We start from the raw sequence: 22,527 nt of genomic DNA on the forward strand, positions 1-22,527 counted from the left end.
ATGGAGAGCATAAAAAAAATTACCAACAAACACCAACACAAATTAATAGTTTTAGTATCTACATTAGATTACGTGAACTTGAACCTTAAAAAATACACTCAAAGCAACATACTTTATTACTTTAATAACAATATGAAAAAAAATGACCAAAAACCTATCAAACTTAAAACTCTACAAAGTTATCTATATAAATTAGAAAAAGAATTTAAAGTGACAATTAATTATCACAGACATTTGGGAGTTAATATGGGAACTGAAGTTCATTATAAACTTAAATACTCTAAAAAAGAATGTCATCACATAATCAATAAACACTTTAGAGATAAAAAAGAAGAAAGATACAAAAAACGTGTCAGTGCATATATTGAAAAGACTTGCATTAAAAATAGTAGTGTAGAAAAATGGGAGTGTTTTAATAATTCTTATAATAATAAAGAAGAAGATAAAAACATAAAATACATAGAAAGATTACAAGTAGAAAAATACGCTAGGAAATGCAAATTTAAATCAAATGCTTTCTTTTCTATTTTGAATTTAGAAGCGAAAAAAGATTTTAAAATTCAATCATTTAAAGCCATTAAAATAGCTGAAAATTATAGTTACGAAAAAACAAATAGCATTAAACCAAATAACAGTAGGCTTAAGAATAAACAAAAAGAATTAAGTAAGATATTAGATGAGATAAAAGCTAATCTAAAGAATGAGGGATATGACAGCAAACAATTAAAGATCCAAATACAAAACGTGTATGAACAATATAAAAACAAACCCCACTTTATCATAGAAAGAGATAAATACATCGATTTAAAGAAGATAATAGGGAAACTTAAAGAAATAGTTGAATGTGATAATAAAAACGTGAAAGAAAATGAAAGAGACATTAGGAATAACGTATTTAGCATACTTCTTGATCAGTTAAGAGACAAATTGAACACATCGGTTTTGGTACCAATATTAAAGAATTATTTAAGCAAACAGAACAAATTAGAATATAACAAGGTATTTAGTAACCATTACTACTGTGAACTTTTAGAGTTAATGGAAAATAATAAAGATTATTTAAAATCAGGGGAATCTAAAAAAGTTACAAGTTAAGGATTAATTATGGAAAGTGTGTTAGAACGCCTTAAAGAAAAAAAGTTAGAAATTAAGGATAAGAGAGATAAACCTATCTTTATCAAGATAGAAAATAAAAATAGCAAAACTTTATATCATACAAAAATTATGATGGATTTATTTTCATTTGGCATTAATAAAAATCAACAGTACAAATTTTTTATTGCATTTAGAGGATTATTTAATAGAGAAAAGATAGAATTTTTCAGTTTGTTTGCTTTGAGAGATGATGATAAATTCTTGGGTATTTATTATGGTTGTAGAAAACCAATAAAGAATGTAGTTAGAAGATATGAAGAAAATGGTGTCATGAAGGCATCTACATTTTCAAAAGTTTATTACATAGAATTTAGATTTAAGAAGGGTAGTGTTTTTTGCTATTTAAGAGGAATTTCTTACTTACTTAGAAAAGATAAAACAGATACAAAATATTACAAATCTTTAATTGAAAAACTCACAAACTTAGAGCAACTAGTATATGAATTTTACAGTAAAAAGCTATCAGATGGAGGTCTTATAAACAAATGGATAGAAAAAAAGCAAGAGTAATAACAATCGCATCAATTAAAGGTGGTGTTGGGAAAAGTACAAGTGCTATTATACTTTCTAACCTACTAGCAAACAAGTACAAGGTACTTTTAATCGATATGGACGACCAAGCAAGTATCACAAGTTATTATTCTGATGAACTAGAAAATAAAAATATTGAGGTTTTTAAAATAAATATAGGAGAAGTTATAAAGAATAACTTAGATATTAGTAGAACTATTATTAGTATTGGTAATAATTTGGATTTAATACCTAGTTGTGTAAATGTGGATGATTTAAACACAGATTTTTATTGTGAAAATCGTCATTTGTTTATTGAAGGAATGTTAAAGAATAAGCTAAGTTCTGTAATAACTGATTATAGTTATATAATAATTGATACGAATCCTAAAAGGAATTTTACATTAAAGACATCTTTGATAAGTAGTGATTATGTAATATCTCCTATGACAGCTGAAAAATGGTCTGTCGAAGCATTTGAGGTTTTGAGAGAATTTGTAAAAGAAGTAGCGGGTATACCTGTTTTAATAATTATAACTAGATTTAAAAAGAATATTACACATAAAACTTTATTGAATATTGTAAAGTCTCAAGATGAATTTTTAGGAGTTATAAGTGAAAGAGAAGATTTAAATAAAAGGATAGGATGTAATGAGAAATTTGATTTTACAAAAGATTATATTATTGAATATGTTAAAGTATTAGATTTGTTTTTGTCTAAAACACAGTTGTTGGTTTAGCAAGGAAAAACTGTCCGATGCATCGGACAGTTTTTCTAAAATATAAATTATTTATAAATTAATAGGTTAAAAGGAGATGTGTTATGAGCAAAAAAGTGGTTGATTTAAAAATCAAAAACAGAATGCCCCAAAAGGATCTGAACTATATCCTTGATACAAATAATCAAAATAAAAGAAAAGAAGAGTTTGATAATTTAGTAATCCGATTACAGAATAATATTAAAACAGAAATATATAATAGTATTGACACTATGAAAATCTTAAAAAAGATTAATGAAAATAAACTTTATATAGAAGGTGGTTTTAATTCTTTTAGGGATTTTTTGTCTGCGTTTAGGCTTGCAAAATCTCAAGCTTATCAGTATATAAAATTAGCGATAGCCATTGAATCAGGTTTTATAGAGGAGGAATTTATAACTGTTAATGGGATACAGGCTTCTATAAGATATATACAAACTAAAGGAAGTATATCAATAAAGAAATCAAGACAAAATCCAATAAAGCCATTAAGATTTCAGCTTAAGAATCAAGATAGTTATGATTTTTATAAGCAAAATGCCAAGTTTACAAGTTTCTTAATGGATGAACTTTTTAAAGACAAAAAAGATTTGCTAGAAGAGTTTATGAAAAAATTTAAAAGTTTAAAAGGCTAAGTATGAAGAGTTTTTAAATAAGGGCTTTACTGAAGAAGCTGTGAATTTCATTTTACTTCATAATGATAATTCTAATTTTGAAGTCTTAAGGGAAAAGATGAATTCATTAGAACAACAAATCATTAATGTAGAGAATAACTTAAAAAAGGATATTGAATTTGCTAAGATAGAATTTAAAAGGGATATATCTGATTTAGATAACAAGATGGACAATATAGAGAAAAATTTATTTAAAGAAATACAAAATAACAATGTGATATTGCGAGAAGAAGTGAAAAGCACCATTCTTGTCTTAAGAGAAGAAATGAAAAATAATCATACAATACTGTTAGAAAAGCTTGATATGTCAAATAAAGTTTTATTAGAAAAGCTTAGTGTAGGAAATAGAATGCTCACTATTATTATAGCAGTAGGAATACCAATAGTTATATCTATTGTTATGTCTCTAATAAGTAAGTTCTTTATAGGATAAAAATTTTACTTATAAATAAGGATTGATTTTATTTTAGATTTATTGTATGCTACCTATTGTCAGTAGTGCTATCATTTTAGGACTACCTATAATGTTCGGCATTAATAGCCTTTAGAGCTTAATTAAGAACTCTTAAATAGAATTCTTAATTAAGCTCTAAATTTTTGTTTGTAATTTGACAAAAACTAATATTTGCTGTATATTTGGTTTTATTAATACATTATAGGAGTTAATCATGACAAATAAAATAACAAGAACTAAAATTCAAAATACAAAAACTAAAATGCGCAGAGCAGTTAAGAAACAGAGTAAACAGTCAGTAAGAAAAGTAACAGATATAAGAGTAAATAATCAAAATTCAGTAACAAATGAAAATCAATCAAAGATAAACTTTCTAAAGTCTTTGCATAGTCTACAAATGCATTTAAGTGGTGTTGCTAAGAATCTTAATGGATATGGATATAAGTATCAAGATTTTAATGAGATAATAAGAGAAATAAAGAATGTTATAAAGATCAATAATCTAGACATTGGTTTTATGCAATATCCAACTATAAAGAATTTTGATGGTGATTTAGTTAATGTTATTACAACAACATTTTACAGTCCCAAGAGTGGATATAGCGAGTCATTTGATACACCTATTTACAGCGAAGAATTAACGTCCACTGGAGTAAAGAATCAAAATACATTACCTCAACTTGTAGGTTCATGCATAACATATTTTAAAAGATATGCTCTTGTAGCATACCTTTTAATTGAGAGTGAAGTTGACACTGATGCTAGTTCCTTAGAGCATGTTCAAGAAGCTAATGGAGAAAGAGTTAGTAGTGTGGATGTTTCACCTGTAAATTCTTTAAATAAAGATAAAGATATTAATACTAAAAGAGTAACTAAAGGTGAAACAAAACAGCAATCTGTAAGTCATAAATCTGTAATTAGTCTTGATAAACTTCCTAAACGTATACCCGCTAAGTATCATTATTACAAGAAATTGCTTCAAGCATCTAAAAGGATGCATTCGGTATTAGATGATGCACCTTTTGATAGTTTAGAAATGATAGATAAGTTTTTAATACAATTAAAGAATGATGATGATTCGAGTATACTCAAGTTTTTTGAAACCAAACCAGAGCTTAAAACTATAAAGTATTGGACTGAGCTTATAAATAATTATTTAAAGAGAACAGAGTCTGATCCAGAAGTAATTGAAGGTTTTTCTAAATTTTTAACATATAGAGAGCCAAAATATGGCCAGAGTCCACTCAAATTATTTGGATATATAGCTAGTGATAATAATTTTGGGTATCTATGTGAGTAAACAGGACCTCTATTCCATTTATTTTAAAAGATAAGCCCTTAGGTGAGGGCTTATCTTTTTTATTTATTTAATTTTGTAATTTTGAATATCTTTTGTACACCATTTGGGCAATGGGTTTAATTATACTAATATATTCTTTAAACAGATTGATATTAAACATTAAATCATCAATTGTACTCTCAGATTTCAGTGTTGATGTATCAAAGTAAGTAAACTTAGGATACTTTGGGTCATTAACCTTTTTCTTTGTTCTAGTTAAGAATACTTGTAAGTACATAACATAATCAGATAACTTAGCTTCGTATACACTTAGTTCTTTAATAGTTTGGGTTTTAGGAGGTGTTGGCTCCTCTGTTAGTGACGCAATAGATGTACATGAAAAGATAACTGTTAAAAGGGTTAGTTTTATAAGTTTACTCAAATTATGCCTCCTTTAGCATTTTGATGTAAGTGCTCATTATCTTGTTACGTTTAGCTCTAAGTTGTGATGTGTATTTTGTAAGCTCATCGTGATCATCAGCATTTTCTATGATTTCAATGTTAATCCTTAGTATCTCCTCAATTTCACGTAGTAGTTTAATAGCTTCCCTCCCTTCCATTTGATATATGCTAGCTTCATATAGAACGTAAAAGTAATTAACCACTTTAGTAAAAATATTGATATAAGTGGCGGTATTTTTACCGTGATGATTATTTTTAATAATTTCGGTAAAGTTATTTAAAATATCAACACTTAATTTAGCAGTGCTTAATTTCATAAGTCCTCTCCTTTATCTGTGTCTTTACCTTGTTTTTTTATCTTACTAGCTAAAATAGTTAGTATATCTTTGATTGCTGGCTTGAAGATCAGTCCAAGACTTAAGATAAAGGCACCAATAATAACTAACTTCACTTCATTGATGTTAATCAGTTGAAGTAAAAAATTTAATACATTATTCTCAACTTCATTCAACTTTATGTCTCCTCTCATTTAAATTGGTAGCTACAACTATATATCAATATAGCAAAAACAAAACTAAAAAATACAAATAAAAATTATAGCTTCACGAGTAAAGGAACGCCACTCACATTCTTTTGCATATACCAACCTTCTAGAATATTGGCATCAAAACCTGTACCGCCATGTACACTTGAAAGCTTAAAGATAGTTCGTTTTGAAGAATAGCTATATTTTATGCTTACTTCTTTATCAGATTGTGAAGTTGAATTAGATCTTGCAGTAACTTTGACAATTAAATATATGGGACTATCATCATATGAACTGTCTGTTTGTATAATAATTTCTTCATTGTTAGATGTAGCTGTGGACCCAAGGTCAAAGACATAACGTCCATATTTTAAACTAGACATGTACACAGTGTTTCTATAAAACCCGTCACTATTATAACTAGTTGCTCTTATTGTAGTAGTACTACTTGTACTAAAGCTGTTACTAATACCAGTTAGATATTCTTGTACTGGAATTTTTTTAAACTAGAGTAATAAAGTCCTATAAAGTAATGACTTTTGCTTAAATTATCTTCAGGCAAGTTAGATTCAAACTTACTTGTAACTTTACTTATAATAGTGTCCATAACACTAGATTCATTATTTTTAAGTTTTTCTATAACTTTATTATATGTCTGTGAAATACTACTAGAGTCATCTTTTAAAAATTTGGTAAGTACTTGACTATAAACTTGGTTTATAAAATTGGTGTCGCTTAGCAATTCATTAGCAATTAGTGTTTTGATAACTTGTTTGAAATCATTCTTTCGATCACCATCATCTAGGAATATTTTTGTATGTAAGTCCTTATGGAAGTTATCAAGAGTAATAGCATGACAACTAGAAAACCCATCATCTAGGACCAAAAGGTCAGTGGGTTTAAGCTTGGTTAATTTATTAAGATTTTTAATCTCAATTGTATCATCGTGTTTTACAATACCTTCAGGTTCTTGACTTGACATAAAATCTCCTTAACTATTATCCTTTAAATTCTTTTATATATTGACCCTCATGGTCTTGTATCTTGAGTACTCTTCCAATAGGGATCAGTTTTTTAATAAGTGCATAAATTGAATGCTCATATCCTTTAGGAAGCAAGGTCATAGTCCAAGCTTTTTTAAAGATTTGCCCATTTTTTTTAGTTCTAAAGATAATTTTTTTATATGGGGAGTTTTTTGGAGTACTACCTACAATAAATACGATAACATTAGTTTTAATATGACTTTTAAGTTTGATGTTAATAACACCAGGCTCTAGAGTAGTAGGAACAATATCAACATTAAGAAAAGCCTTAAATAGTTTTATAAATGATTCATGGGTTCCAATATGACGCAAAGCAAATAGTACACTATCAATATTTTTAGCAAGTGTTTCAAGTGTTTGGTTTGTTGAGTAAATAATTTGTAGTATATCAGATAACCAAAACGCTATGAATCTTGAATTTAGGTGCTCACTAGCATTAATATCTTCGAAATTAGCAATAAGATCTTTAATTTCTTTGATGATTTTATTTATAAATGCTAATTCAGTATTTATAATTTTTTCAACTTGAGTGTCTTTAAGAAATGTCGGTATATTTACCATAATCTATCCTTTTTTTATGAAGAGATATCAATTAGCAACCTATCAGCATTAAAATTTAGATCGAGAATTTCATTTGCTTCAATTTTAATATTCTCATTTTGCTTGAATTCGCTTGTATTAATATCAGTAATTTTTACGTCCAGGTTATCTTTTATGGCAACAGAAACATCAATGCAATGAACACCTTTAATTTCATTAACAGGAGCGAAGAAATCTTGATATTCAAAACTTATTCCCATATCTGTGTAGTTATTATTTTTAATTCGAGTATAAATTTCTCTAATTTTAAAGTCAATGTTCAAGTATATATGATTCTCAAGATTGACTTTGTATTTACTCTTAAGATATGCGTATTTGCGTTTTCCAATTGATACTTTGTAATCAATTTTTTGATTTTGGCTATTAATTCCATCTATGAGAATATCGCCTTCAAAAACAGTACCAACAGGACATGTAAGATAAAGTGTCTCCCAAATTAATGCTTTAAGATTGGAGTCTGTAATTTGACTCTTCTCTTTATTCATCATCGAGTCATCTAATATTAGGTAAATACTAGCCTTACCAGCTGTGCTTTTAATATTGACATTTCTAATTCCATTAAGATTTAGTAATGCACTTTTTATAGCATCATAGGTAGTACTTTTAATGCTTATATGTTTTTGTATCTCCTTCCAATAAGGAGAATCTGGTTTAAGAAGAGAAAATAATTTGTTAACCTCACCTATTAGTTCATATTCTTTTATTGCAAGTGAGTTTGCAATTATATTGTAAATGGATGTAGGGTCATTATTAATTATAATTCCATACGTGTCTCTTAAATATTCACGTTTGGTATTAATTATTTGTTGGATATCCTGTTTTAAAGTTCCAAAGTCAGGATCAAAGAGAATACTCATATTTTAATCTCCATATTCAAAGTGTCGTTTGCAAATTCAAATGTAATGTTTAATTTTTTATTTATAATAGTTGTTTCAATGTTTATAGCATCAATCCTTAGGTCTTGTATGATATTTGAAAGGTAAGTTTTAATTTGTGTTAAAGAGCTTGTCTTAGCAAATCTTGCTGCAAGATCATAGTCAAATCCCCAATGAGGAGCATTTTTAATACTACCCTTTGGAGTTTTAAGGAAAATAAATAAACGTTGCTTTTGTTCATTTATTCCATTAGTTAATGCTAAGTCTTGTTTAAAGACAGAATTAAATTGATTGTCAATCTGTAAATCCAATTTTTAACCCTCAAGGTAGCAAGTATATTGCTTAATTTAACAGCAGCACTAGTCTCTATAATGCTACTCTTAACTTCACTCCCCAGCGAATCTAGAAATTTGACCCTATCACCAACTTTTAGTTTGTGTGTATACATAATCTTGGCATTCCAATATATAAGTCTTATATTGCGGGTACTTCCAATAGCAATCTCTTGTTGCGGGATAAAGTGAAGACCAAAATCTTCAAGAAAGATATAATTTGTATCTTTAGCTTCAGGTGTGGCGTTAGTAAAGATATAATTACACTCAACATGAGTGTGCCTGAGAGCTGATTCTTTAATAAGTTGTCTGTGATCTTTAGGTGCAATATCTGTCCTAACACTTTGAACATACTTTTTAGTTATCTTTTCAATAAACTCAAGAGGAGTATTTGCACAAAAACTTTCAGTTATAATTTTTGTTCTATCAGCATAACTCATATTGATTATATGTCTATTAGGAAATGCTATAGAGATGGCATTCTCTACACTCATGCCTTGAAATTGATTTATGTCAAGTTTGCTATTGAAGTAATTACTTTTTGTTGCCAAATGAACTTCAAGATCAACACTAAAATCACCACTATCATAATCAGTACTCATAGGAACACCTAAATACCCTGACATAATAAAATCATAATCTCTAGAGTCTGCGAATTTTTTATAAAATATCTTTACAATATCTCCTTCATTTACATTACGAGTAAAATCAAGAGATAAGTTCCAAAGACTTAGCTTGCTTCTCTTTGCACACACATAATTATTGCTTGAGTAAATATCAGATATTGATATGTCAATGTGTATACCGTCTTCAGTTTTAATTATGATTTTAGGTTTTTCTTCTGATGTGCTAGTTTGACTTATGTTATAAAATTCGATTTTAAAGTCGTATTTGATAAGCCTTTCTTCCATTTCCTTATCCTTTATATACATTAAATGTTTTAAGAACTTCTAATGTGAGACTAATTTCAACCTCATCAAGGTATACTGTGTCTTTAAGGGTAAGAGATGTAATTGCAACTATGCTTCTAAACCCTAGAGTTGGGCTGTAGAGGCTAAATGGTACACTCTCTTCAACTCTGTTAACCAGTTGTTGTTTTGCTAAATTACTAGTATGAGGAAAAATTAACTTTCCAAAAGCCGTATTAGTTGAAAAATTAAGCAGTTCCTTATAAGCACTAGTTAATACAGCATTATTTAGTGTGATAACTTCGCCAGTAAAAGTTGGATTGTAGCTTACATATTCAGCTTTACGTGTGTAATAGTCAATTACAGGATGTTTTGAACATGTTGTGGTGTAAGTTGTGCTAATTAGTTCACTTTTAGGTAAAATGAAGAACCCTTGAGGGACATATCCAAGTCCTTTAAAGTCCATCCTTGGACATAAACTTAAGAAATTATATGCCATAAACACGGTAGAGATTTCATTGAATGTTTCTTTAAGGATATTTGTTATTTGTGATGGTGTAAGATTTAAAGGGTCTAGGGTTGCCTTTAGGGGTGCTGTGTCTTTGTATTTATAAGTAAAATCAGTTGTAAATTGTGATATCATATATTTACCTTGGTGTTTTTATACTTGCGTCTGTTTCTAATTTTGCTTCAGTATCAGTACTTAAGAGTGGTGAATGACTTTTATCTGTTGCAGGTTCGCTGCCAAATACCAATCTGTATATTTTACTAGGCAGTATTAATTTTAAAGTTCTCTTGCCAAGTTTTATAAGCCATTCGTTAATGTCACCGAAAAAACTTTTAAACCCGTCTATTAAGGGGTTAATAACATGTGTTTGAAAATTAAACGTTAAAGCCCAATCGAGTATTTTGTTTAAAGAAGTAACTAACGGTTCTAATACCTTGGCAGTAAGTTTTGAACCTGTGTCATTAAGCTTTTCTAAGCTACTTTTAGCCTCTTCTGTCGAGCTTGAGTAAGTAGGAAATTTAAGTGAGTTCCAATCGTTAATTACTTCCTTTAGTTTATGACTTCTGTAATCAAGGGCCTGGCCTGGTGCTAGTATGTCATATTCCATTGCGGCTCGTTCATTATATTTACCAGTAAACTCTTTAAATGAGCTCATAATGTCATAGAGAGGACCGCTTTTACCTTGCAAGAATTCTACTACTGCTGCAATAGCCGAGTTAGTATCATCAACAACCCCAGTAGATTTAAGCTTTGCAGCAAATTCTACTGCCTTTTTAAGATTATTGTCATTGTTTTGACCTAAAAATTCGAGTTCTTTTCTAATTATCCCAGCCAAGTTTAGGAAATCTTCTCTCTCTAAATCCCTTTCAAAACCGGAAAATCCTTTAAGCATGTGACTTAATGATTTCTTCTCACCTGTTGTAAATACTTTTGAAGTAATTGCATGTGTTTTACTTAATTTTGCATTTTCTTCTAAAGATTTCTTAGCATAACTAAATATTCCCGAAGCACCACTACTAACAGCATTTCCAAGAGCAGTCCCAGCAGCGATTTTTAAAATACTAGCGCCTTTAAGAATACTACTTTGAACGGTTTTGTTAAGTGTTGTTGCTTTGTGCCCCCCACGTTTCAAATCTTCATATTCTAGTCGTCTTCGCTCTTTAGTTGACATTAAGGAATGCTTGAATGCTTTTCGCCTAGCGTCTTCAAATGTGTATCCAAGCTTAATGAGTTTTTTAGTCTTAGTAAGTCTAAACTTTTCTACACTTTCCCTTAAACGTTCATATTTTTTTTGTTTGGCTAGTTCACGTTTCTTCTCATATAAATTGTGTTTTAATATATCCCTAGTACTCTTTAGATGTGATCGCTTAGGTTTAATTAAACGTTCTAGTTTGGCTATATCTTGTTCTAAAGATTTGCGAGTTAATGCGTGATCAAGTACACCTTTAAATTTAATTGTAAATTTTGTATCATTCATAATACACCTTTACTAAGGAACATTTCAAATATTTGCTTTTCAAGTTTAAGTTCAGATATTTTGTTAACTTCCATTAAATCTTTATAATTTAGTGTTTTTACGTCATTTAAAGTGCAAACACCCATGATAATTGGAAAGAAATATTTGTTTTGTTTTATCTCTTCAAGTAGCTTAAAATATTCAAGCTTAGTTTCATGTAATACTTGTATATATTCATTACTACTGCTTTTCATAAGTTTTAAATACCTTCTATATTTTGATATTTTGTATTATCTCTTCATAATTCCAACTATCATCAATGTAATCAAATTGTATAAAGCCACTAGTATTATTTAGATAATGACTTAAGTAAACTAAATTTGGTCTCTTAAAGTCAGGATCTGATTTGAATGTATCAAACTGAATTGAGTAAAGTATGGCTTGAAGATATTCTTTATAGTAAGTAATGTACTCTCTATTTTCATTTAAAATAAAGTAAAATTCATCTAAAAAGCCAGGTTTAATCATTAAATTGGTAATTTCGCTTAAATATTTAATTTCATTTAGTTTATGTATGCCTTCACTTTGTGAAAATCCTAATATAGAGTCCCACTTGTAGACAGGAAGTACTCTTACTTCAAATGTATGTGTTTTGTCTTTAGTTAAAATATTCATTTTGTAACGTGTAATCACAAATCCTCCTTAATTATTAAATTTAATTATCAACTGTGCATCCAACTGCTCTTATCTCAAAAGTAACCTTTTCAGCCTCAGCAGAGTAGCTTCTTGAAGGTTCTTCTGCAAAAAATGCAGAGTTAGATATGATTTTGATGTCTTCCAAGTCATTGAATACTAAATCTAACATTCTTTCATTTTTACTTTTGGACATGTTATAGAATTGGTCTTTTGAAAGCTTTGTTAGCAGTTTGTAATCATAAGTTCCAATTGAAACCTCAATATTGAATATAAAAACAATGGTTCTAGGGTCTCTAAAGCTAACTATGGGAAACCCTCTATCTTCACTGCTAGCTACCGCTCTTGTTGTAGGTTCACTTGTAAGTTCTAACTTACCGCTTTGAATCTCATGCCCGCCAATTGAAAAAACTATGTTTCTTAAATCATAACATTGTGTCATTGTTTAAGTCTCCTTTAAGCTATTTAGATAATTTTGTATATCTTGTGCTGTAATGTTTAAAAGAACGGCGTTCATAGAGTGGTTATAAGTAATCTCTACGGATAATAAAAGCTTTAGCTGAGGTGTTGATGATACTTGAATCTTAAGCTTAGAGTACGCAACAATTAGACCTCCATCAATGAAACGTTTAAGCATACATTCAATAGCTGCACTGTAAGCATTATCTCGCTCTCCTGAGAGTTGCAGTTTTGATAATTTACTATTTTGTCTACCATTAAAATTCCATACTCTAATAAGCTCTGATGTAAATTCATATTTGATATAATGGTAAGTGAAGAGTTCATCAATAGGAGTGCCTGAAAGAGTTACTCCTTCTTTGAAAGCTTTAACACCATCAAGACCAGTTTCATTAAGAAGTGAGTAGAAGTTAATATTTGCCCCTCTAAGTTTAGAAATTGTATCATCATCAGTAATAGGCTCCATGCCGCTAAGTTTGAGTCCATAAGGATTAGCAGCTTGAAATATACTAGCTTCATGTAAGTATTTAGATATAAACCGCAAATGAAGGTTCTCATCACCTTTAGAGTGGATAACAATAATTTTTTCTTTAGAGTTACTACCATTTTTAAATAGTTCTTTGATTTCAGATTCTTTAGTTGCAAATACGAAAAAGTGCTTATCGTCTTTAAAATGTGTATAATCATCCTTGTAAATAGTAAGTCCATCACCACCATCACTGTTACTTGCATAGGTGTTTATAAGTACAATAAATGTATATCTATTATCTCTAAGCTCTGTCTTAATTGCCTTTGCTTCAGTGCCTTCTTTATATATAAGTAGTTTAACTGATTTAAGTCCAGCATCACCTGAAGAAAAGAATGCTTGTATTGCGCTCTTTAAGTACTCCTTTTCCTTACCAAATTCATCCTCTCCATTACTACCTTCTTTCTCAAGTGCATCAATCTGTCTCTCAAAGTTATTTATATTTAAGTTTAATATTTTTACCTTGGGTGTTGTGGTGTTAACTTTAATTTTGGCACATTTGTAAACAAGTAAAGGCGCGTAGTAATTTACATAATTTATATCTAATCTAGAATGTGCCAAATTCACACTAATTGTATCTTGCGGCATTCACTTCTCCTCCCTAATTAGTTGTTCTATTACTTGTACATTAGCTTTAAAAGCTTGACTGCAACAATATGCAGCGTTGCTATAATTAGAATCAATTTTAACAAGTCCACTGTTTTGCATATTTGTTGTAGGGTAAATATATAAGTTGACCCTAATTGAGTATTTATCATCTTCTTCTTGTTCTAGTGTTAACTTACAAGTATTCTCGTAAATAAAATCGCTAAGTAGACTATAAATTTGAAACATGGTGTAATAAGCATCCTTGTCTTTAGAGTTTATAACCTGACTTAAAATGAATATTTGAAAATGCAAACTAAACTCATTTACATTTTTGTAAAATGCACCAGCTCTTGAGCCTAACGTTAGATCGTCCATATTTTCAAATTTAATTGCAATAATGTTTTCACATTGAATAGTGTATTTAGACATGTATGGATGATTGTATGTATTAATTAAATCTAACTTTATCTCTAATTTAGAGATACGTTCTTTAAAAATTTTAAAATAAGAGATTAAGCTTTTGTGTATGTTCTGTGTACTTAATATCACTCATTTATCCTATAGCTAATAGAATTTATCATCTCCCCAGTATCAACCAGAGCAACTTCTGGATGAGGAGAACCTTTATCTCTCTTAGAAGCAATTGTCTTACTAGAGAGTGATGGTTTTACCTTACCGGATATGACATAATTTGTGTAATAAGTAATAAATGCTTCTGCTATAGCTTGCATTCCTTTCTTTGGACTTTGAAGAAAACATGCCTTTATATAAGGTGTATTTATATACTCTCTAAATTTATAATTATCAGCAACAGCATAAAGATGTGACCTTAAAGGCAATTTGCTACTACCCATCTCATGAAGACTTGCAATTTTAGCATTTCGTTTATCAAACCAACCAATCTCTACTTCCATTCTACTTCCTTCAAAATCATAGTAAGATAGCCAACACTAGAGTCGATACTTAGAATTTCATAAAATGTACTTTCATCTGAAATTCTATCTTTAAGTTCAAAATCCAAATTGGACGTAGTATAAAGTTTGTGAAGTGATTTTATATCATAAAGATTAATTTCAGGAACGCTTGCAAGCGTGTCAGCTTTTATACTAAAGAGTACTCCCTTAAACTCACTTGAGTTATTCTTATTGAAAGTTATATCATGCGAGGCTAAATTCTCCAGGTAAGCATAGGTTCCTTTATAAAGTTTTAAAGTCTCTTCATTCTTAAAATAAGAGATTACTCTTGATGCTAACTTTGAAAGTCTATCTCTAATGCTACTCATCACCTTATAAATCCTAAACAACAAGAGGGTATGTTTGTTTGGCTTTTTAGAGAACTAAGTAAAGATTCAAACTGTCTACAAAAACTTAAAGTAGTATTAGTCTCATTACTAGCAGGGTGATATGAAATTTCAAGTTCATTTAGCTTTTCATTTTTGATCCTCTCAAGACCAAATTCACGTATCATCCCTGCTTGACTTAGCCTGCAGCCTATATAGTAACAAAGCAATAGTATCAGATGGGAGGAGCTAATCACACGAGCATTAATTCCTTTAGTTATTATTATCATTTCAAGTAGTTCTGTGTAAGTTTCAAACTGTGTAAATGATAATATTTCTTCATTTAAGTTAAGTAAACTTAAGACTTTACTATGAAGTGTTTGAAGCTCTCCTGACATATCTACTCCTCTCCTACTAATAATTAACTTTGCTTAATATCAACTCTCAAAATAGTATTGTCTGTTGCTAAGAGCCCACCAAGTACAAAATCAAGGTATGAATGTGCAATATCAGTTGAGTCCTTATCAATTTGTCTATTTAGAATTGGTAACGTATATCTACTTAGTTTTAACTTTAGTAATTTTGGACTCATTGGATAAATGAGTATCTGGTTTTTTAGTAAATGACTTGTCTGTATATATACTTCTCTTCTATTATTAACAGCCTTTATGGTCTTAATAAGGAAATCTTCCCATGAAACAGTTGAAGAATAAACATTAGATGATGAGGACGTACTTGGTATTGCATATGGTTCAACAAGTTTCAAACTTGTTAATGGGTCAACTAATACCACCATAGGTGTTGAGAATTCTTTTCCTAGCTCTAATTTTGCAAGTCCTGACTTTATTTTTTCAAAGATCTTATCCATTTTATCTTTATTAGAAGCCTCAACTTCTTCTTTAACTTGATTTGGCATATTAAGTAGCCCGTACATATTAGGAAGTAATACTTGTTGACTCCTACCATCTTTTTTTACTGTGACAGTACCGGTTAAAATAAAATGATCGATAATCTTGATAATCTCATCACTTGTAAGCTTAAATGCTTCTCTAAAGGGAAGCAAACTGTTATTTGGATTTCCAATATATCCGTTATGGGTATAAAAGTTCTCTTCATATTGATTTATATGTCTAAACTTATACTGTAACTTTAGGTAATTAAGCATTATAGTTTCTGAACGAAATCCCATAGTTGAGATAACATTAACTTCATCTATTAATGCTGTAGGATTTTTATTTGCAAACGCATCCCATTTGATACTTTTCACAAAACCAGTTTTAAGATTGATGTATTCAAACTGTTCATCTGCTAACCATTTGTAAAATTCTGGTGTACTTACATCATTAATAACACTTGCAATTTCTTTTGAATAATATTCCAAATCAAATAAATCTGACATAAAATCTCCTTAATTTAAAGCCTTATTTCCATAAGTTACTACACTTACTATGTAAACGTCACTTGACAACTGAATCGAATCTGATGTAGCTATAGCATTGACATTGGTAGATCCACTAGCCTTTTCAAGCTCACCATTTGAATTAAATTTAAGCTTATCTTTTTCCTTAATAGAATTATCTTTAGCAACAAGATACCCTTCAAAATATTCTGTAATTGGTACTACTGTTGCCCTTTGTGTAAAATCATCTATGTTAACACATATACCGTATAAATCATCACCACCCCCAGGTTCAACATGTGGTTCATAGTGTGGCTGGCCTTGGGTAAAAGGATTTACAACAAGTTTTACACCTCGTTTATATGGATAACCTTTAGTTGGATGATTCTCTAATCTAGTCTTGCTGCTTGTTGCAGTTCCACCAGAATTACTAAAATGCAAATTCTTATCTCTAAAATCAGTATTGTTACTAAAAGTAGCTGAATAATTGCTAGGATTCTTCATAAGTCCTTTCAACTTATCTCTTTTAGTTTCATAGTCCTTGACTAATTGTGTGATATTATTAGATGACAATATTTAACCTCCTATTTTGATAATTAAAAATTCTTTAAGATCTATTACCATACACCGTTACTTCAACAAAATGTAATTTGTATTGTCCCTTACGGGTAGCATCATCTGGTGCTAAATCAATGGTAAATGCGTCATCAAGTGCTACGATATTCATCATTCTTTTGCCACCACTTCCTGCTTTTATAAGCATTCCGTTTGAATCAAAATCTAATTTATCTGCTATCTTTATACTTGCATCACTAGCTGATAAATATCCAGTAAAATTATTAGTTATTGGAATTACAGATGCCGTGTCAGTACTCTCATCAACATCAATGCATATACCATACATATCCTCATCATTAGATGGTATGACATAAACAGTATCACTCTCTACTGAAAGCTTAACAGCACGCTTGAATGGCCATCCTTTATATGGATACTTTCCTATAATGTCAACACTACTAGATATTGAGAGGGCATTAGAATCAATAATTTTCATCTTATCTTGAAATCCATTCTCAAAACCACTAAATAAAGCCCTATCTTCATGTTGATTCTTAGTGTATTGTCTAAGCTTTAGGATTGCATCTCTGTATTGAGTCTCAAGTGACGCTACTTGTGCAGGTGTATGTCTTTTGCTGCGGCTTTTAGGCTGACTACTTATTCTCAATGATTCTACATCCTCTAGAGTATCTAGAGTATTTAATGTTTCTACATCTAGTGTTTTTAAAAATTCTATTTGCTCTGAATTTGCCATTTGACTCTCTAATTCATAATCTGAATGCAAAGTATCACTGTCTTGAACTTCTTTATTACCTTTAATACCGCTAGGAGTAGTTATTTTTTCACTTACAGAACTCATTAACTACCCTTCAATGCCCTATTTCCAAATACACTAACATTTATTATGTAGAGACTATCATTTAATTTGTATGCTTTTGATAAAGCTATTGCATTCACTTTAGTGTTATTTGAAGTACTAGCCTTTTCAAGTTCACCATTTGTATTGAAGGACAATTTATCTCCAGCATTAATTGAAGATTGACTATCCTTTTTTACTACTAAGTACCCTTCAAAATATTCCGTAATTGGTACTACTGTTGCCCTTTGTGTAAAATCATCTATGTTAACACATATACCAAAAAGGTCATCACCACCCCCAGCTTCAACACGAGGTTCAAAGTCACCTTCAAAAGATAACTTTACTCCTCTCTTGTATGGATATCCCTTAATTGGATAGTTAACAATTACAGTATCTGAACTTGTACTAGTTCCACCAGAATTACTAAAATGTAAATTCTTATCTCTAAAATCAGTATTGTTACTAAAAGTAGCTAAGTCCCTACTAGGATTCTTCATTAATGCTTTGATTTCTTTAAGTTTATCTTCATATTCTTTTTTAAGTTGCGTGATATTATTAGACACACTAACCTCCCCTTAAGCACTGCGTTTGTTTATTCTTTCGGAAGTCTGTTTTTGTTTATTTATATGAAACTGTATCATACCTTCTGTAATCTCACTTCGATTAATTGGTCTGAAATTTGGATCTGAGATTGATATTGTCTCTCTAAATTTAACACTCCCATTTTTAGAAGAAACATCACTCATACTCACATTACGCTTTCTATGTTTTATATTCACCTTTGCCAAATCTAAAAGCTGTTCCAATATCTTTCCTTCAAGATGTTCTGTTGATTCAACCTTAGCTATAGCTTTTATCTCTTCAGGTAATACATATTTTCGAACAAGCTCTCGGCTTTGGGCTAAGAGTATCTCATCAAGTGAATATCCTTTAGAGAGTAATGCCTCTTTATTAAAGTGATTACTTAAGTATTTACTTGCAAGTGTATCAATCTCATTGATACGTGTTGCTTCCTTTAAGAGTTTATCTTGTAATAATGCACGCTCCTGAACCTCAGCAAGTTCTTTTGATACACGCTCATTAATACTTAAAGCCTTATTATCAGATTCTTTTGTTGCTTTATACGCTTTATATTCTTCATATTCAGCAGCACTTATACTCACCATAACCGGTGTTTTACTTACTGATTCTGTATCAGTAGCGGTCTTTACAGAGTCATTTGTCTTCTCTACTTCCATATTAATCTCCTTTTATTTTTATAAATAATCTGTCTTGTAAATTTGCCTTATCAACTGTACTTAAGGCAGGATTTAGCATTAAAGATACATACTTGTCATACATTTCAAGTAATCTCATATCTCGCTCTATTTTTTCTTCTTCACTTAGCACATACAGTGAATTAAAATGCATCTTAAGATTGAAATACTTAACAAGTTTACTATTAATAGTAACTTCAATTTGTTCTTGAACACTTTTTAAAAAGTCATAATAATTAGACCTATCCCCTTTCCCATCATTTCCAAGCCCCTTGGTTTGCTCATTAAAACTTCTAGTTAATGGCTCTTTTGTGTCAGCACCTATCTTTGCCTTTACTAAGGTTAATGCTTCCTTTAAATAGGTTAAATCATACTTAATAACCTCCAGTGAAGCATCTGGTGTTCCACTGTAAAAAATACCATTATTATTTAAGTTAGATTTAAGCCGTGTAAGCTCTCGCTCTAAATCGCTATTTACACTCTTAAATGTGCTTATATGATTTTGATTTTCATCTACATTGCTTTTAAACAGGTTAGAAAATATACTTGGCTTATAATTAACGCCCTTAGTTAAAAGCTCTAATGAAGTCGTAGCATCACTTAGTGCATCTTGTAATGTTACTAATGATTCATCCTTGTAAAACAAAAAGTTATGTTGCTCTATTCTCCGCTCTATTTCTTTATATATTTGTTCAAAAAGATATATATTAAGCAAAAAACTTTGCGTATAACATGGACTGTAGGCTTTAAGTATATAATCATAATTGGAGTGTATGATTACCCTACTCTTATGAATCTTGAAATCTCTATAAGATATCTTCTCATCTGTATTTATTTTGAAAGTGTATGTTATATAATTAAAGTCAGGCCCCTCATCACGAACATTATCGTAGTCAAGATACATAAACCCAATAGGAAGTTCTAGGTTCACACTTAAGTGTAAATCTTCTAGCACGTCAGCAGTTTTAACTAAAATGTATCCAACACCATTAAAACGGTAACTAATTAGGCACTGCAATAATGCTTTCTTTAACTCTATTTTCAAGTTTTCTAAAGCATCATTAACATTAAAAGCAGTATCAATACTATTTAAAGTGATTCCATTCTTAAGAGTGTCTTCTGCTACATTTGAAATGTAGTTTCTAAAAAATATTGAGTAACGGTATAAGTCTCTTGCGTTTATATTGCTATTTAAAATCATGATATCTTTAACTTTTAACCATAAATTAATTATATGGAGAAAATATAACGCAACAATTGACAAAAACTAATTGTTTCTAACAAAATTTAAATAATTTTTGTAAAAAAATGACTAAAAAAAATAATTGACAGAAGGTCAATTAAATAAGGGAAGGCTTTAGATAAATAAATTTACTTTACTAATAATGACATTAATGCTAAGAATATTCCTATATTAAGAGTAATAAGAGTACCAAACATCCAACCATGAAGTTTAAGTTTATTATCAAGTACATTGAATTTGGTATCAATTTTATTATCAAGTTCATTGAATTTGGTATCAATTTTAGTGTTAAGATTATTTTCAACTGTATCTATTTTGTTATCGAGTTCATTAAATTTGGTATCAATCTTGTTATCAAGTTCAGTTTTGACAGATTTAATCTCAGCTTGTAAAAGAGCTTCGACTTTTTCAAGTTTAAGATTAAAGTTATTCTCTACAGTGTCAATTTTTTTATCGAGTTCATTGAATTTAGAATCGAATTTATTATCGAGATCTCTAATATCAGATTTTAAGTTTGTCTCTACAGATTTAATTTCAGCTTGTAAAAGAGCTTCAACCTTTTCAAGTTTAATATCAAAGTTTTCTTTTAAGAATTCAATATCTTTGTAAGTCAGTTCATTTTTATAATATCTGTAAGACAGATCAATAGCGATATCTCTCTTAATACCGGCTTTAGTAAGTTCAGCTATAACCATTTGCTGAGTAATAACTGGTTGAGCAAGTCCCATAAAAACACTCCTTATGTAATTATTATATAATATTTTAAGTGTTATATGAACCTTATTTTAGTAAAATGTGCTTTAAGAGAACGAGCACCCAAAGTCAATAACATATATGATGCTGACAGGCTATCTAATGAATCATCATCACTCTTACCATCTCCTTTGTACTTATAAATATCAGATATAGCTGACTTACTTGAATAATCCATAATACTAAGTTTAGATGTTGCAAATGGCTCTATTAACGTAGCAATTCTAGTAAATTTATTACTTATAGGTTTAATTGGAGCAATTTTAAAATTATGACTCATACCCGCTCTAAGTTTAAGAAACGTTTTAGTCACATTCCCATGCCCAGAAATATCATCCCTATCTTCAACATATAGTTTGTGTACATTAAGATTTGTAAGTATAGTTTTAATTGTATTTAACATCTTAGGATCACCTACTGGTAACTTTTCTTGAAATATAAACGCATAATAACTTTGATCTACTCGCTCTAACACACAAATAGCTGTATTATCTCCTCCAATACTGTATGCAGGATCTAAATATGCTATTGGGGAGATAAATTCATGCTTACTTGTAAGATTAACATTAGTAAATATCGCATCACAGGATGCGACCCATTCTCCAAGTAGTACCCTTGCTTTATATGTTGGAATGTCCCTGTAAATTTTTTCTTGGGTTTTAATAAATTCCGCGGGTATTAATTCATTATCATATGTTGTAAAGTTATATGTAGAGTAAATTTCTGTATTATCAATATAATCTGTTTTAAAAAAATGCTCCGGGCTGTCAGGATTGGTATCAAATATAATGGTTTGCATTCCTACTCTAAGCCTTTTTAAACATTCTATTAATGTTTCCTTATGCAGTGTTGTTGCTTCATTAACGTAAATAAGCGCTGAATTAGAGCCTCTAAACCTCTCAAAATCACTTGCCCTATCTCCTCCATACAAATTAACTCTTAGCGAGTCTATTTCAAAATATGATGTATTAGAAAATTTTGGCCTAAAGGGGATCTTAAGCATACTAGCAATATCTTCTAACTCACTCATAACATTAACCTCTAATGATTTTTGGGAATTTCCTATTATAAAATTATTAGTATTTTTTTTATACACATTCCTATTTGTAAGCAGTATTTTTAAGAATAGATAACATGCTAGAAATGTTTTACCACTAGCAATACCACCTGATAGGATTATTTTAGTTTGTCTATGTTTTTCAATAGATTTAAGTACTTCTCGTTGCTTTTTAGTTAAGTGTCTCTCCTCAAACCCTTTAAAATCAACCTCCAATGCTTTCGGTTTAATAAAATCCATTATATCAATACCAAAATCACGCTTGTACTCTCGCTCCATTTCTTTAAATATAGGTAGTTTATATATATCCATTACCA

The 22,527-nt window shown here is 29.9% G+C and carries 33 protein-coding genes; 6 read left to right on the forward strand and 27 right to left on the reverse strand.

Annotated elements, in window-relative coordinates:
• From bpSLO_RS04580 to bpSLO_RS04605, 6 genes are all read left to right on the forward strand, one after another.
• The gene (locus bpSLO_RS04580; protein WP_246989882.1) at positions 1-1,095 is read left to right on the forward strand and encodes a plasmid maintenance protein; all 1,095 of its coding nucleotides are present in this window, start codon (positions 1-3) and stop codon (positions 1,093-1,095) included.
• A gap of 9 nt (positions 1,096-1,104) precedes the next feature.
• Entirely contained in the window at positions 1,105-1,665 is a 561-nt protein-coding gene (locus bpSLO_RS04585; RefSeq protein WP_246989883.1) for a DUF226 domain-containing protein, read from the forward strand.
• Positions 1,641-2,405, forward strand: coding sequence for a ParA family protein (locus bpSLO_RS04590; RefSeq protein WP_246989884.1), 765 nt, complete (start codon positions 1,641-1,643; stop codon positions 2,403-2,405). The genes bpSLO_RS04585 and bpSLO_RS04590 overlap by 25 nt, the downstream gene beginning before the upstream one ends.
• A gap of 83 nt (positions 2,406-2,488) precedes the next feature.
• The gene (locus bpSLO_RS04595) at positions 2,489-3,058 is read left to right on the forward strand and encodes a chromosome replication/partitioning protein (protein WP_246989885.1); all 570 of its coding nucleotides are present in this window, start codon (positions 2,489-2,491) and stop codon (positions 3,056-3,058) included.
• Between the two features lie 40 nt (positions 3,059-3,098).
• Positions 3,099-3,530, forward strand: coding sequence for a DUF1640 domain-containing protein (locus tag bpSLO_RS04600; protein WP_246989886.1), 432 nt, complete (start codon positions 3,099-3,101; stop codon positions 3,528-3,530).
• A gap of 235 nt (positions 3,531-3,765) precedes the next feature.
• The gene (locus bpSLO_RS04605; RefSeq protein ID WP_246989887.1) at positions 3,766-4,851 is read left to right on the forward strand and encodes an ERF family protein; all 1,086 of its coding nucleotides are present in this window, start codon (positions 3,766-3,768) and stop codon (positions 4,849-4,851) included.
• Between the two features lie 67 nt (positions 4,852-4,918).
• Here bpSLO_RS04605 and bpSLO_RS04610 read toward each other — a convergent pair whose 3' ends face one another.
• The 27 genes from bpSLO_RS04610 to bpSLO_RS04740 all read right to left on the reverse strand — a co-directional run bounded on the left by bpSLO_RS04610 (position 4,919) and on the right by bpSLO_RS04740 (position 22,522).
• Positions 4,919-5,272 carry a BBA14 family lipoprotein gene (locus bpSLO_RS04610; RefSeq protein ID WP_025407608.1) on the reverse strand — a complete coding sequence of 118 codons (354 nt, stop codon included), beginning with the start codon at positions 5,270-5,272 and terminating at the stop codon, positions 4,919-4,921.
• 1 nt (position 5,273) lies between these two features.
• The gene (locus bpSLO_RS04615) at positions 5,274-5,609 is read right to left on the reverse strand and encodes a BlyB family putative holin accessory protein (protein WP_246989888.1); all 336 of its coding nucleotides are present in this window, start codon (positions 5,607-5,609) and stop codon (positions 5,274-5,276) included.
• Positions 5,606-5,821 (reverse strand): BlyA family holin, encoded by a 216-nt coding sequence (locus tag bpSLO_RS04620; RefSeq protein ID WP_246989868.1) that lies wholly within the window; start codon positions 5,819-5,821, stop codon positions 5,606-5,608. The genes bpSLO_RS04615 and bpSLO_RS04620 overlap by 4 nt, the downstream gene beginning before the upstream one ends.
• 65 nt (positions 5,822-5,886) lie before the next feature.
• A complete protein-coding gene (locus tag bpSLO_RS04625; RefSeq protein ID WP_246989870.1) occupies positions 5,887-6,201 on the reverse strand; it encodes a DUF685 domain-containing protein in 315 nt (104 codons plus the stop codon).
• A gap of 92 nt (positions 6,202-6,293) precedes the next feature.
• Positions 6,294-6,800, reverse strand: a complete 507-nt coding sequence (locus tag bpSLO_RS04630; RefSeq protein WP_246989872.1) for a DUF685 domain-containing protein — start codon at positions 6,798-6,800, stop codon at positions 6,294-6,296.
• Between the two features lie 16 nt (positions 6,801-6,816).
• Positions 6,817-7,422 (reverse strand): DUF735 family protein, encoded by a 606-nt coding sequence (locus tag bpSLO_RS04635; protein WP_025407611.1) that lies wholly within the window; start codon positions 7,420-7,422, stop codon positions 6,817-6,819.
• A 14-nt stretch (positions 7,423-7,436) separates the two neighbouring features.
• Positions 7,437-8,318: a DUF276 domain-containing protein gene (locus tag bpSLO_RS04640; RefSeq protein WP_025407612.1), complete on the reverse strand. Its 882-nt coding sequence runs from the start codon at positions 8,316-8,318 to the stop codon at positions 7,437-7,439.
• Complete coding sequence (locus bpSLO_RS04645; RefSeq protein ID WP_025407613.1) at positions 8,315-8,647, reverse strand: hypothetical protein; 333 nt, start codon at positions 8,645-8,647, stop codon at positions 8,315-8,317. The genes bpSLO_RS04640 and bpSLO_RS04645 overlap by 4 nt, the downstream gene beginning before the upstream one ends.
• Positions 8,596-9,579 (reverse strand): DUF693 family protein, encoded by a 984-nt coding sequence (locus bpSLO_RS04650; protein WP_246989889.1) that lies wholly within the window; start codon positions 9,577-9,579, stop codon positions 8,596-8,598. The genes bpSLO_RS04645 and bpSLO_RS04650 overlap by 52 nt, the downstream gene beginning before the upstream one ends.
• Positions 9,580-9,583: 4 nt before the next feature.
• On the reverse strand, positions 9,584-10,219 hold the full coding sequence (locus bpSLO_RS04655; protein WP_025407616.1) for a DUF792 family protein: 636 nt from the start codon (positions 10,217-10,219) through the stop codon (positions 9,584-9,586).
• A gap of 4 nt (positions 10,220-10,223) precedes the next feature.
• Positions 10,224-11,561, reverse strand: coding sequence for a DUF759 family protein (locus bpSLO_RS04660; RefSeq protein WP_246989874.1), 1,338 nt, complete (start codon positions 11,559-11,561; stop codon positions 10,224-10,226).
• Positions 11,558-11,794 (reverse strand): DUF1322 family protein, encoded by a 237-nt coding sequence (locus bpSLO_RS04665; RefSeq protein ID WP_025407617.1) that lies wholly within the window; start codon positions 11,792-11,794, stop codon positions 11,558-11,560. Before bpSLO_RS04665 ends, bpSLO_RS04660 begins: the two co-directional genes overlap by 4 nt.
• 16 nt (positions 11,795-11,810) lie before the next feature.
• Positions 11,811-12,233 carry a DUF1473 family protein gene (locus bpSLO_RS04670; RefSeq protein ID WP_025407618.1) on the reverse strand — a complete coding sequence of 141 codons (423 nt, stop codon included), beginning with the start codon at positions 12,231-12,233 and terminating at the stop codon, positions 11,811-11,813.
• Positions 12,234-12,255: 22 nt separating this feature from the next.
• Positions 12,256-12,675: a DUF1463 family protein gene (locus bpSLO_RS04675; protein ID WP_025407619.1), complete on the reverse strand. Its 420-nt coding sequence runs from the start codon at positions 12,673-12,675 to the stop codon at positions 12,256-12,258.
• 3 nt (positions 12,676-12,678) lie between these two features.
• Positions 12,679-13,806: a DUF787 family protein gene (locus bpSLO_RS04680; protein WP_025407620.1), complete on the reverse strand. Its 1,128-nt coding sequence runs from the start codon at positions 13,804-13,806 to the stop codon at positions 12,679-12,681.
• A complete protein-coding gene (locus bpSLO_RS04685) occupies positions 13,807-14,355 on the reverse strand; it encodes a DUF764 family protein (RefSeq protein WP_051480059.1) in 549 nt (182 codons plus the stop codon).
• Entirely contained in the window at positions 14,352-14,720 is a 369-nt protein-coding gene (locus bpSLO_RS04690; protein ID WP_025407621.1) for a hypothetical protein, read from the reverse strand. Before bpSLO_RS04690 ends, bpSLO_RS04685 begins: the two co-directional genes overlap by 4 nt.
• On the reverse strand, positions 14,711-15,088 hold the full coding sequence (locus bpSLO_RS04695; RefSeq protein WP_025407622.1) for a DUF1506 family protein: 378 nt from the start codon (positions 15,086-15,088) through the stop codon (positions 14,711-14,713). The genes bpSLO_RS04690 and bpSLO_RS04695 overlap by 10 nt, the downstream gene beginning before the upstream one ends.
• Positions 15,088-15,483: a DUF3890 domain-containing protein gene (locus bpSLO_RS04700; RefSeq protein WP_025407623.1), complete on the reverse strand. Its 396-nt coding sequence runs from the start codon at positions 15,481-15,483 to the stop codon at positions 15,088-15,090. The genes bpSLO_RS04695 and bpSLO_RS04700 overlap by 1 nt, the downstream gene beginning before the upstream one ends.
• 23 nt (positions 15,484-15,506) lie before the next feature.
• Positions 15,507-16,484, reverse strand: a complete 978-nt coding sequence (locus bpSLO_RS04705; protein WP_246989875.1) for a hypothetical protein — start codon at positions 16,482-16,484, stop codon at positions 15,507-15,509.
• 9 nt (positions 16,485-16,493) lie between these two features.
• Positions 16,494-17,057 (reverse strand): DUF228 domain-containing protein, encoded by a 564-nt coding sequence (locus bpSLO_RS04710; RefSeq protein WP_025407626.1) that lies wholly within the window; start codon positions 17,055-17,057, stop codon positions 16,494-16,496.
• A 34-nt stretch (positions 17,058-17,091) separates the two neighbouring features.
• A complete protein-coding gene (locus bpSLO_RS04715; RefSeq protein WP_025407627.1) occupies positions 17,092-17,901 on the reverse strand; it encodes a DUF228 domain-containing protein in 810 nt (269 codons plus the stop codon).
• Complete coding sequence (locus tag bpSLO_RS04720; protein ID WP_025407628.1) at positions 17,901-18,464, reverse strand: DUF228 domain-containing protein; 564 nt, start codon at positions 18,462-18,464, stop codon at positions 17,901-17,903. Before bpSLO_RS04720 ends, bpSLO_RS04715 begins: the two co-directional genes overlap by 1 nt.
• A gap of 12 nt (positions 18,465-18,476) precedes the next feature.
• Positions 18,477-19,139 (reverse strand): DUF1357 family protein, encoded by a 663-nt coding sequence (locus bpSLO_RS04725; protein ID WP_246989835.1) that lies wholly within the window; start codon positions 19,137-19,139, stop codon positions 18,477-18,479.
• Position 19,140: 1 nt separating this feature from the next.
• Positions 19,141-20,358 carry an anti-CBASS protein Acb1 family protein gene (locus bpSLO_RS04730; protein ID WP_246989876.1) on the reverse strand — a complete coding sequence of 406 codons (1,218 nt, stop codon included), beginning with the start codon at positions 20,356-20,358 and terminating at the stop codon, positions 19,141-19,143.
• A gap of 170 nt (positions 20,359-20,528) precedes the next feature.
• Entirely contained in the window at positions 20,529-21,128 is a 600-nt protein-coding gene (gene bdr, locus bpSLO_RS04735) for a Bdr family repetitive protein (protein ID WP_246989877.1), read from the reverse strand.
• Between the two features lie 41 nt (positions 21,129-21,169).
• Positions 21,170-22,522: a PBSX family phage terminase large subunit gene (locus bpSLO_RS04740; RefSeq protein ID WP_246989878.1), complete on the reverse strand. Its 1,353-nt coding sequence runs from the start codon at positions 22,520-22,522 to the stop codon at positions 21,170-21,172.
• Between the last annotated feature and the right edge of the window lie 5 nt (positions 22,523-22,527).

The sequence above is a fragment of the Borrelia parkeri genome (assembly GCF_023035815.1).
GTDB classification, from domain to species: domain Bacteria; phylum Spirochaetota; class Spirochaetia; order Borreliales; family Borreliaceae; genus Borrelia; species Borrelia parkeri.

Excerpts from the sequence above, each read along its gene's own strand:
- bpSLO_RS04640 (WP_025407612.1), bottom strand. The coding sequence starts at position 8,318 with ATGAGTATTCTCTTTGATCCTGACTTTGGAACTTTAAAACAGGATATC.
- bpSLO_RS04650 (WP_246989889.1), bottom strand. The coding sequence starts at position 9,579 with ATGGAAGAAAGGCTTATCAAATACGACTTTAAAATCGAATTTTATAAC.
- bpSLO_RS04675 (WP_025407619.1), bottom strand. The coding sequence starts at position 12,675 with ATGACACAATGTTATGATTTAAGAAACATAGTTTTTTCAATTGGCGGG.
- bpSLO_RS04580 (WP_246989882.1), top strand. The coding sequence starts at position 1 with ATGGAGAGCATAAAAAAAATTACCAACAAACACCAACACAAATTAATA.
- bpSLO_RS04635 (WP_025407611.1), bottom strand. The coding sequence starts at position 7,422 with ATGGTAAATATACCGACATTTCTTAAAGACACTCAAGTTGAAAAAATT.
- bpSLO_RS04595 (WP_246989885.1), top strand. The coding sequence starts at position 2,489 with ATGAGCAAAAAAGTGGTTGATTTAAAAATCAAAAACAGAATGCCCCAA.
- bpSLO_RS04730 (WP_246989876.1), bottom strand. The coding sequence starts at position 20,358 with ATGATTTTAAATAGCAATATAAACGCAAGAGACTTATACCGTTACTCA.
- bpSLO_RS04740 (WP_246989878.1), bottom strand. The coding sequence starts at position 22,522 with ATGGATATATATAAACTACCTATATTTAAAGAAATGGAGCGAGAGTAC.
- bpSLO_RS04660 (WP_246989874.1), bottom strand. The coding sequence starts at position 11,561 with ATGAATGATACAAAATTTACAATTAAATTTAAAGGTGTACTTGATCAC.
- bpSLO_RS04700 (WP_025407623.1), bottom strand. The coding sequence starts at position 15,483 with ATGTCAGGAGAGCTTCAAACACTTCATAGTAAAGTCTTAAGTTTACTT.
- bpSLO_RS04665 (WP_025407617.1), bottom strand. The coding sequence starts at position 11,794 with ATGAAAAGCAGTAGTAATGAATATATACAAGTATTACATGAAACTAAG.
- bpSLO_RS04725 (WP_246989835.1), bottom strand. The coding sequence starts at position 19,139 with ATGGAAGTAGAGAAGACAAATGACTCTGTAAAGACCGCTACTGATACA.
- bpSLO_RS04655 (WP_025407616.1), bottom strand. The coding sequence starts at position 10,219 with ATGATATCACAATTTACAACTGATTTTACTTATAAATACAAAGACACA.
- bpSLO_RS04625 (WP_246989870.1), bottom strand. The coding sequence starts at position 6,201 with ATGTCTAGTTTAAAATATGGACGTTATGTCTTTGACCTTGGGTCCACA.
- bpSLO_RS04585 (WP_246989883.1), top strand. The coding sequence starts at position 1,105 with ATGGAAAGTGTGTTAGAACGCCTTAAAGAAAAAAAGTTAGAAATTAAG.
- bpSLO_RS04695 (WP_025407622.1), bottom strand. The coding sequence starts at position 15,088 with ATGAGTAGCATTAGAGATAGACTTTCAAAGTTAGCATCAAGAGTAATC.
- bpSLO_RS04590 (WP_246989884.1), top strand. The coding sequence starts at position 1,641 with ATGGATAGAAAAAAAGCAAGAGTAATAACAATCGCATCAATTAAAGGT.
- bpSLO_RS04680 (WP_025407620.1), bottom strand. The coding sequence starts at position 13,806 with ATGCCGCAAGATACAATTAGTGTGAATTTGGCACATTCTAGATTAGAT.
- bpSLO_RS04715 (WP_025407627.1), bottom strand. The coding sequence starts at position 17,901 with ATGAGTTCTGTAAGTGAAAAAATAACTACTCCTAGCGGTATTAAAGGT.
- bpSLO_RS04630 (WP_246989872.1), bottom strand. The coding sequence starts at position 6,800 with ATGTCAAGTCAAGAACCTGAAGGTATTGTAAAACACGATGATACAATT.
- bpSLO_RS04690 (WP_025407621.1), bottom strand. The coding sequence starts at position 14,720 with ATGGAAGTAGAGATTGGTTGGTTTGATAAACGAAATGCTAAAATTGCA.
- bpSLO_RS04615 (WP_246989888.1), bottom strand. The coding sequence starts at position 5,609 with ATGAAATTAAGCACTGCTAAATTAAGTGTTGATATTTTAAATAACTTT.
- bpSLO_RS04620 (WP_246989868.1), bottom strand. The coding sequence starts at position 5,821 with ATGAGAGGAGACATAAAGTTGAATGAAGTTGAGAATAATGTATTAAAT.
- bdr (WP_246989877.1), bottom strand. The coding sequence starts at position 21,128 with ATGGGACTTGCTCAACCAGTTATTACTCAGCAAATGGTTATAGCTGAA.
- bpSLO_RS04705 (WP_246989875.1), bottom strand. The coding sequence starts at position 16,484 with ATGTCAGATTTATTTGATTTGGAATATTATTCAAAAGAAATTGCAAGT.
- bpSLO_RS04605 (WP_246989887.1), top strand. The coding sequence starts at position 3,766 with ATGACAAATAAAATAACAAGAACTAAAATTCAAAATACAAAAACTAAA.